8 protein-coding genes are annotated in these 8,218 nt (G+C 74.1%); 3 read left to right on the top strand and 5 right to left on the bottom strand.

Features of this window, described 5'->3' with window-relative positions; genetic code table 11:
- The first annotated feature begins 95 nt into the window (after positions 1-95).
- From ABD671_RS15995 to ABD671_RS15985, 3 genes are all read left to right on the top strand, one after another.
- Positions 96-764 (top strand): Type 1 glutamine amidotransferase-like domain-containing protein, encoded by a 669-nt coding sequence (locus ABD671_RS15995; RefSeq protein WP_344734428.1) that lies wholly within the window; start codon positions 96-98, stop codon positions 762-764.
- Between the two features lie 49 nt (positions 765-813).
- Complete coding sequence (locus tag ABD671_RS15990) at positions 814-1,095, top strand: DUF4287 domain-containing protein (RefSeq protein ID WP_344734427.1); 282 nt, start codon at positions 814-816, stop codon at positions 1,093-1,095.
- Positions 1,096-1,183: 88 nt separating this feature from the next.
- Positions 1,184-2,293: a hypothetical protein gene (locus tag ABD671_RS15985; protein WP_344734426.1), complete on the top strand. Its 1,110-nt coding sequence runs from the start codon at positions 1,184-1,186 to the stop codon at positions 2,291-2,293.
- 48 nt (positions 2,294-2,341) lie between these two features.
- Here ABD671_RS15985 and ABD671_RS15980 read toward each other — a convergent pair whose 3' ends face one another.
- Genes ABD671_RS15980 through ABD671_RS15960 form a run of 5 tightly spaced genes read right to left on the bottom strand, consistent with a single transcriptional unit; the run spans position 2,342 to position 8,177 of the window.
- Positions 2,342-3,535: a glycosyltransferase gene (locus ABD671_RS15980; protein ID WP_344734425.1), complete on the bottom strand. Its 1,194-nt coding sequence runs from the start codon at positions 3,533-3,535 to the stop codon at positions 2,342-2,344.
- A complete protein-coding gene (locus ABD671_RS15975) occupies positions 3,532-4,338 on the bottom strand; it encodes an ABC transporter ATP-binding protein (protein ID WP_344734424.1) in 807 nt (268 codons plus the stop codon). Before ABD671_RS15975 ends, ABD671_RS15980 begins: the two co-directional genes overlap by 4 nt.
- Positions 4,331-5,200: an ABC transporter permease gene (locus ABD671_RS15970; protein WP_344734423.1), complete on the bottom strand. Its 870-nt coding sequence runs from the start codon at positions 5,198-5,200 to the stop codon at positions 4,331-4,333. The genes ABD671_RS15975 and ABD671_RS15970 overlap by 8 nt, the downstream gene beginning before the upstream one ends.
- Before the next feature lie 56 nt (positions 5,201-5,256).
- Positions 5,257-6,561 (bottom strand): nucleotide sugar dehydrogenase, encoded by a 1,305-nt coding sequence (locus ABD671_RS15965; protein WP_344734421.1) that lies wholly within the window; start codon positions 6,559-6,561, stop codon positions 5,257-5,259.
- Positions 6,558-8,177, bottom strand: coding sequence for a glycosyltransferase family 4 protein (locus ABD671_RS15960; RefSeq protein WP_344734420.1), 1,620 nt, complete (start codon positions 8,175-8,177; stop codon positions 6,558-6,560). The genes ABD671_RS15965 and ABD671_RS15960 overlap by 4 nt, the downstream gene beginning before the upstream one ends.
- Positions 8,178-8,218 lie beyond the last annotated feature (41 nt).

Raw genomic sequence — 8,218 nt, 5'->3', positions numbered from 1 at the left:
CGCGCCGTGATTCCGCGGTCGGCGCGATGACTCGGGCGGGTCGCACCGGTCGATACCGTCGACCGCACGCGACCCGATCTGCCTCGAGGACCCCTATGAAGCTGCTGCTCACCTCCGGCGGTGTCTCCGCCCCCGCAATCCGCGACGCTCTCGTCGAGCTGCTCGGCCGCCCCATCGAGGAGTGCTCGGCGGTCGCGATCCCGACGGCGATGTACGGGCACCCCTACGCCGGGCCGGGCGAACGGGTCTGGCAGTTCGTCGCCGGCCGGGCAGAGCAGCCGATGGTCGACCTCGGGTGGCGATCGGTCGCGCTGCTGGAGCTCACCGCTCTCACCAGCATCCCGGCCGAGCGCTGGCAGGCGCTGGTGCGCGACGCCGACGTCCTGCTCGTCTCGGGCGGCGACGCCCTCTACCTCGCCCACTGGATGCGCGAGAGCGGCCTGCTCGACCTGCTGCCCGAGCTGGAGGACACCGTCTGGGTCGGCATGAGTGCCGGAAGCATGGTGATGACGCCGCGCATCGGCGCCGACTTCGTGGGCTGGGAACCGCCCGGCGGAGGGGACGCCGCACTCGGGCTGGTGGACTTCTGTCTCTTCCCGCACCTCGACCACCCCGACCTGGAGGAGAACACCCGCGCGGCGGCCGAGGCCTGGGCCGCCGACCTCGGGCACCCCGCCTACGGTCTGGACGATCTCAGCGCGATCGTCGTCGACGGCGACGTCGTGCGCGTCGTCTCCGGTGGCAGCTGGTGTCGCCTCGCCTGAACCCCGGCCGTCCCCACCTCCACATCCATCCCGTTCTCAGGAGAACCGCATGTCGTTCCAGGCGTATCTCGACGGTGCCGAGAAGAAGACCGGCCGCACCCCGCAGGAGCTGCTCGACGCCGCCGCGCCGCGCGGCTTCGACGCAGCGACCAAGGCCGGCGACGTGCTGGCCTGGTTGAAGGAGGAGTACGCCCTCGGCCGCGGTCACGGGATGGCGCTGGTGCACGTGCTCAAGAACGGGCCGACGATCTCGGACAAGCACGTCGGCACCGACGGCAGCCATCGTGACGAGTCCACGCTGCTGCGGTTGGACGGCATCGCGAACCGCTGATCGTCACACCCGTCCCACAGGTTGAAGGCTTTTCCTGACAGGCCTGCCCGGTCCTACCTACCGTGGTGCTCGCGCAGAGGGGGCCGGGGTGATCGGGAGCAGGGCCAGGGCGGCGTTCGCCGTGTTGACGACGGTCGTGGCGATCGTCGTCGAGACGTCGGGATCCGTCGGGATCGCCGAGGCGATGCCGACGCCGACCGATGCCGTCGTCCTCTCGAGCACCGGCCCGTCGTCGGTGCTCGCCCGCTCCGCGCCCCACCGGACGGCGCGATCCACGGAATCCTCGCCGGCGACCCGCGACGAGCACGCCGACTCCTCCCGAGCGATCCCGGCCTACCGCTCGCCGAGCTCCGAGGACCGGATCGTGCGGATCTTCTCCGTGACCTTCCGCGCCGTCGCCGGGGAGCGCCGGCTCATCGCCGGCAAGATCATCGCCCGGCAGCCGTCGTCGACCCCGGACTCGGCGCTGATGGCGGCCGCCTCGGTCACCTGCTCGCCCGCCAACGACATCCCCGGGGCCGGCGCCACCGAGAACGTGCTGCGCGGCCGCACCTCGACGCTCACGCCCCGCTTCGTCTACGTCGCGCCGCGCACCGGCACCGTCACCTGCGCGGCGCTCGCGAGCGGCCTGCGGCCGCGTCCGGTCTCGCGCGGCTACGCCTCGTCCAACGTGTGGGTGGTCGACTCCGGCTCCTACCTCTCGGTGAGCGCACCGCTCGGGTCGTGGGCCCGCACCGTCGACACCGACGCGACCTCCCGTGTGGTCGAGGATCGGGGCAGCTGGACGGCGCTGAGCCGCATCGTCCGCGTGCGCGCCGGACGCTCCTTCCAGGTCGTCACCGACCACAAGGTCACCACCTGCTCCTCGGTCGGCGGCAGCCGCGACTCCTCCACCGGAGGCCGCGAGATCTGCGCCGGGCACGTGAGCACCCGCGGCAGCATCGCCCGCGCGATCGTGACCGTCGTCCAGCTCGCCGACTCCGGCCAGGCGTGCTCCGCGCCCCAGGTGATCACCGGATCGCGGAAGGTCACCCCGATGGTGCACCACGCGATGCTCGCGGTGCGCGGCGTCGTCACGGTCGACCGCTCCGCGGCCTGCGGCGACCGGTTCCGGATCCGCTCGAGCCTGCGCCACGACGGGGGCGCCGCGTTCGCGGTGCACGCACCCTCGGAGCGGGCGACGGTGCTGCCGCGGTAGGCGTCGCCGTTCGGGTGCGGGCACTTCGAGGCTCGCTTCGCTCGCACCTCAGTGACCGGGGGTGCCGGTGGTCGAGGTGCGAGGAGCGCTAGCGACGAGCCGCGAGACCCGGTGAGTCGGACGCCGCCCGGTACCGGCGAGCCTCGCGAGGTGGTCGACGAAGTCGCGACCGTGGCGCCGCCAGTCGAGGTGCTCGACCGCGTAGGCGTGGCCGCGCGCGCCCATGGCCCGGCGTCCCGGCGGGTCGGCGTCGAGGGCGAGGACGGCGTCGGCCACCGCCTCCGGGTCGGCAGCCCCCTGCACGAACGGGACGACGACGCCGCCTTCCGAGCGTTCGACCAACAGCTGCGCCTCGGGCAGCGCGGTCGTGACCACCGGGACGCCGTGGGCGAGGTACTCCGCGACCTTGCTGGGCCGCGAGACCCGGTAGTTCGGCTGGTCGTGCAGCAGCGAGAGCCCCACGAGAGCACCATCGAGCGCGGCCATCGCCTCGGCGTGCGGCAGGAAGCCGTGCCAGGTGACACCGGGCGGCGGCGGGTCGAGCAGGGCGCGGGAGTCGGCGTCGGCCGGCCCGATGAGCCGGACGCCGAGGCGCCCGCCGCTGCGCTCGTGCAGCAGCCGACCGGTCGCGACGAGTTCGACCACGCCCCGGGGCCCGGTGAGGTGGCCGACGTAGACGGCCGCCGGCCGCTCGGGGGACGAGGGCCGCGCCGGCACCGCGGTCGTGTTCGGCACCACCGGGTGGTCGACGGCGAAGCGGGCCCGGTAGCCGTCCTCGGCGAGCAGCAGGTGCACGCGGCGCTCAGCCCGGCGCTCCAGCCACCGCACCGCAGCGGCCGCCGGCCGCCGCAGCACGCCCGGAAGCCAGGCCTTCATGGCGACGCTGGCGGCGGTGTCCTCGTGCACGTCCCACACGACCGGCGGGAGTCGACGCAGACCGGCGAGCAGGGCCGCGACCAGCAGCTCGGGGTCGTGCAGGAGCACCACGTCGTGCGCGCGGGCCTCCCGCGCCAGCAGCGACCGGGCGGCCCGCAGCGCGGCGAGGCGGCGTCGTCCGACCGCGCGCGGCAGCTCGATCGTGCGCACCCGCGGGTCGGTGTCGGCCACCCCGTAGCCGCCGAAGGGTGCGGCGTAGGTGACCGCCCAGCCGGCCTCGAGCAGCGCGGTGATCTGCCGTTGCCGGATGCGCGCATCGAGCGGATGGTGCACGACGGTGACCACGAGCGCGCGCCGCGCCGTCATGACACCGGGGTCTTCGGGCGCGGCGTCGGCCGCGCGACCGGACGGCCGGTGCGCTCGGCGTACTCCTCCAGCACCTCGGCGGTGGGACCGTCGGCGACCAGCCGGCCGTGATCGAGCCAGAGCACCCGGTCGCACATGCTGCGGATCGTCGACATCGAGTGGCTGACCAGCAGCACCGTGCCGGCATGCTCGACGATCTCCGCGACCCGCTCGCCGCTGCGCTGCTTGAACTCCGCATCGCCGGTGGCCAGCGCCTCGTCGATCATGAGGATGTCGGGCCGGCTCGCGGTCGAGATCGCGAACCGCAGCCGCGCCCCCATGCCCGAGGAGTAGGCCCGCATCGGCAGATGCAGGAAGTCGCCGATGCCGGCGAGGTCGACGATGTCGTCGTAGCGTTCGCGGATCTGCGCCGGCGTGAGCCCCAGCGCCAGGGCGCCGAGCACGATGTTCGCCTCGCCCGACAGGTCGCGCATGAGCGCGGCGTTCACGCCGAGCAGGGACGCCGTCCCGTCGGCGTAGATGCGACCCTTCGCCGTCGGCAGCGCCCCGGCGATCGCCCGCAGCAGGGTGGACTTGCCCGACCCGTTGTGGCCGATCAGCCCGATGGATTCGCCGTGGTGGGCCACGAACGAGACGCCCTGCACGGCGCGGACGACGTCGACGGCGCCCACGTGGCGGCGCAACCGCGAGGTCCACGAGGCACCGTCGGGCAGCCGGCGTCCGCCGAAGGTGCGGTAGTGCACGTGCACGTCGTCGACGATGAGGGAGGGCCGCAGCGGGCTGCCGGCGGTCGCGTCAGCCACGGCCGTACCTCTCCTCCGCGCCCCAGAAGAACCACAGTCCGACCACGGCCGCGCCGACCGCCCACCCGGCCCCCCACAGCCAGGCGGACGGGTCGGCGGGCACCTCGCGCAGCAGCGCGCTCCGGGCGAGTTCGAGGTACAGCGCGATCGGCTGGTGCTGCAGGATCGCGGCCGCCGTCGGGTCGTGCACGTAGTGGGAGAGGGAGAAGAAGACGCCCGAGGTGTACATCAGCGCCCGCAGCACGAACGGCACGAGGCGGGCGACGTCGCGCACCTGGGCGACCAGCCGGGCGAAGATCAGGGCGATACCGGTGCCGAAGATCCACTGGAGACCCACCGCCAGCGGCAGCAGCAGCCAGGACGTCGTCACCGGCTCGCCCGAGGCGATCACCACCACGATCATCACCGCCAGCGCCGGCAGCAGCGTGAACAGCTCGGCCAGTACCGCGGCCATCGGCAGCAGCACCCGTGGGAACTGCAGGGAGCCGATGAGCTCGGCGTTGTTCGTGATCGCCTTCGACCCGTTGGAGATCGAGGAGGTGGAGAAGTGGAAGAGGAAGACGCCGACGACGAGGAAGCCCGTGTAGTTGGCGATACCGCGGTTCGTCTGGAGCACGACGCCGAAGACGAGCAGGTACACCCCCGCCCACAGGGCCGGGGTGAGCACGGCCCACACCTGCCCGAGGTAGCCGGCCTGGTTGCGCGCGTAGGCCTTCGAGGCCGCCATGGCGACCATGAAGTGCCGACGCTCCCACGCCTGGGCGAGGTAGCTCTCGAACGGCGGCCGGACGCCGACGCGCTGCAGCCCGTGCTCGGCCGCCAGCTGCGCCAGCGGCGAGCGGGCGCCTCCCCCTGCGCTCACAGGCGATCCCCCGCTGGCGCGGTGGATGGCCTGCCGGTGCAAATGGTTCGCTGCGCTCACAGACGATGCGCCTCGGGGCCGACCGTCACCCCGCGGGTGTCGAAGAACAGCCGCGACCGCGCGGCCAGGTCGGGGACGTCGTAGGCGCCGTGCGCCTGCACCAGGATGACCAGGTCGGCGAAGGCGAGCGCCGTCCCGAGGTCGGTGGCGCGGGAGACCTCGACGCCCGGCGTCCACTCCTCGACGTGCGGGTCGTGGTAGACGATGCGCGCGCCGAGCTGGTCGAGGTGGCGGGCCAGCGGGATGGCCGGCGACTCGCGCTGGTCGGCGATGTCGGGCTTGTAGGTGACGCCGAGCAGCAGCACCGAGGAGCCGTGGATGGCCTTGCCGTGGTCGTTGAGCAGGTTCTGGGCGCGGCGGGCCACGTAGGAGGGCATCGTCGCGTTGATCTCCTCGGCCAGCTCCACGAAGCGGAAGGGGTAGCCGAGCTTCGCCCGCACGTTGTGGGAGAGGTAGTTCGGGTCGATCGGGATGCAGTGCCCGCCGACGCCCGGGCCGGGGTAGAAGGCCTGGAAGCCGAACGGCTTGGTCGAGGCGCAGCGGATGACGTCCCACAGGTCGATGTCGAGCTCGTGGCAGAAGCGCGCCATCTCGTTGACCAGCGCGATGTTGATGTGCCGGTAGGTGTTCTCCAGCAGCTTCGCGGTCTCGGCCTCCTTCGCGCCCGCGGCCTCGACGATCGTGTGCACGAACTTGCCGTAGAACGCCGCCGCCTTCGCGGTGGCCGCGGCGTCCAGGCCGCCGACGACCTTCGGGGTGTTGGCCAGGCCCCAGGTCGGGTTGCCGGGGTCGATGCGCTCGGGGGAGAAGGCGAGGTGGAAGTCCTCGCCGGCCACCAGACCGCTCGCCTCCTCCAGCAGCGGCTTGACGACCTCCTCGGTGGTGCCGGGGTAGGTGGTCGACTCCAGGACGACGAGCTGCCCGCGCCGCAGGTGGGCGCCGATCGCGGCGACCGCCGAGCGGACGGCGGTGAGGTCGGGTCCGCCCTCGACGCCCAGGGGGGTCGGCACGCACACGACGACGGTCGCGGCGTCGGCGATCACCGCGGCGTCGGTGGTGGCGCGGAAGCCGGCGGCCACCATGGCCGCGATGTCGTCGTCGCTGAGGTCGTCGACGTGCGAACGCCCGGCGTTGAGGCCCGCGACGATGGCCCGGCCGACGTCGAGGCCGACGACGCGGAGCCCGGCCGCGGTGGCCTCCTTGGCCAGCGGCAGGCCCACGTAGCCCAGACCGATGACGACGAGGTCGAGGCTCGGCTCGGCCGGGATCTCCACCTCGGCGGAGTGATCGGTGGCGGTCATGGCAGTGCTCCTTCGGTGGGTGCTGCGGTGGGTGCTGCGGTGGGGTGGACGGCGTCGGTCGCCGGCAGGTCGGCGCGGGAGGGGACCAGGCGGCCGTAGAGGTCGAGATGGGACGCCGCCGCCGCACGCCACGTGCGGGTGCGGGCGACGTGGTCGCGCGCGGCGGCGCCGAGTTCGGCACGGCGGGCGGGGTCGGCCAGCGCCAGGACGCCCGCGGCGAGCGCGTCGGCGTCGTCGGGGCGGACGAGGACGCCGCGCCCGGCGAGCAGCTCGCGCAGCGGCGGGAGGTCGGCGGCCACGACCGGCAGGCCCAGTGCCATCGCCTCCACGGGCTTGAGCGGCGGCACGAGCCGGGTGACCGGGAGGTCGCGGCGGGGCAGGCAGACGGCGTCGGCCGTGCGGGCCAGCGCGATCAGCGCATCGCGATCGACCACGCCGGTGAAGCGCACTGCGGCACCGAGCCCCCGGGACGCCGCGTGCTCGTGCAGGCGCGTGGCCGCCGGACCGCCGCCGGCGACGACGGCACGGACGTCGAGCCCGCGCGAGCGCAGCAGGGCGACGGCGTCGAGCAGCAGGTCGACGCCCTCGTAGTCGTTGAGCGTGCCGGCGTAGAGCAGGGTCAGCGGGTCGCCCGACCGCGCGTCGGCCGCGTGGACGACGGCCTCGCCGGCCAGCCAGACGTCGTCGACGCAGTTGGGCACCACCACGACCCGCTCGGCGGGTACGCCGCGGCCGATGACCTCGGTGCGCAGGGTCTCGCTGAGGGTGACGACGGCGTCGGCGGCGCGCATGATCCGGGTCTCGGCCGCCCGGGTGAGCCGATAGTGGTCGCTGGCCACCGCGTGTGCGTCGTCGACGTGCGGGCTGCGGCTGCGCCAGGTCTCCTCGAGCAGCCCGCGCACCTCGTAGACGACCGGCACCCCGAGTCGGGCCCGCAGGGCGAGCGCCACCCGGCCGTTCACGTGGTTGCTGTGGGCATGCAGCACGTCGGGACGCAGCCGCGCGGCCAGGCGGCCGGTCAGCGCGATGTCGCGCCGGAGGGCGTCGTCGGCCCGTAGGGGGAGGCCCGCGGGCAGCCGGTGCTGGGCGACGCCGCCGCGCTGCAGGCCGCGAGCGGCGCCGATGCGCCCGCGGTTGACCGGGAAGCCGAGGCGCGTGGCGACGTGGACCTCCAGCCCGGCCGCGGCCTGGGCCTCGGTGATGCCCCGGGTGCGCACGGTGTAGCCGGCGGTGGTCTCGGGCCAGGCGTTGGTCACGAGGTGGAGCACGCGCCGCGGCCCGCCGTCGACGGGTCGCGGGGGGAGGCTGGTGGGGAGGCCGGTGGGGAGGTCGTCCCCCGGCGGCCCGTCCAGCAGCCCCAGCTCGCCGTCGATGAGCCGCGCCAGCAGCCGGCCGGCCGGGCCCGCCTCGCGGGCGCGTTCGCGGGCGAGCCGGAGGTCGCCATGGCGGTAGGCCTCGAGGGCCGCGGCGTAGGCGGGGCGGTCGCGGAAGGGGGCCGGCAGTCCGGACACATGGGCGGTGCCGCGGAGCAGGTGGCGGGCGGCGACCGTGCCCGCGCTGCGGGTGTCGAGAGCGCCCTGGAGGAGCCGCGCGAGACGGGTCTGCTCGGTGCTCACGGCGTCCTCCTTCCGGGCGGCGTTTCGGTCTATGACTCCTT

This window comes from Nocardioides fonticola, from assembly GCF_039536805.1.
Lineage (GTDB): Bacteria > Actinomycetota > Actinomycetes > Propionibacteriales > Nocardioidaceae > Nocardioides > Nocardioides fonticola.
Note: the sequence above shows the minus strand (reverse complement) of the source record. Positions and strands in the feature narration are given on the sequence as shown.

What these genes read in the sequence shown, in the direction of transcription:
- ABD671_RS15995 (WP_344734428.1), top strand. Translation starts at nt 96, where the DNA reads ATGAAGCTGCTGCTCACCTCCGGCGGTGTCTCCGCCCCCGCAATCCGC.
- ABD671_RS15990 (WP_344734427.1), top strand. Translation starts at nt 814, where the DNA reads ATGTCGTTCCAGGCGTATCTCGACGGTGCCGAGAAGAAGACCGGCCGC.
- ABD671_RS15980 (WP_344734425.1), bottom strand. Translation starts at nt 3,535, where the DNA reads ATGACGGCGCGGCGCGCGCTCGTGGTCACCGTCGTGCACCATCCGCTC.
- ABD671_RS15965 (WP_344734421.1), bottom strand. Translation starts at nt 6,561, where the DNA reads ATGACCGCCACCGATCACTCCGCCGAGGTGGAGATCCCGGCCGAGCCG.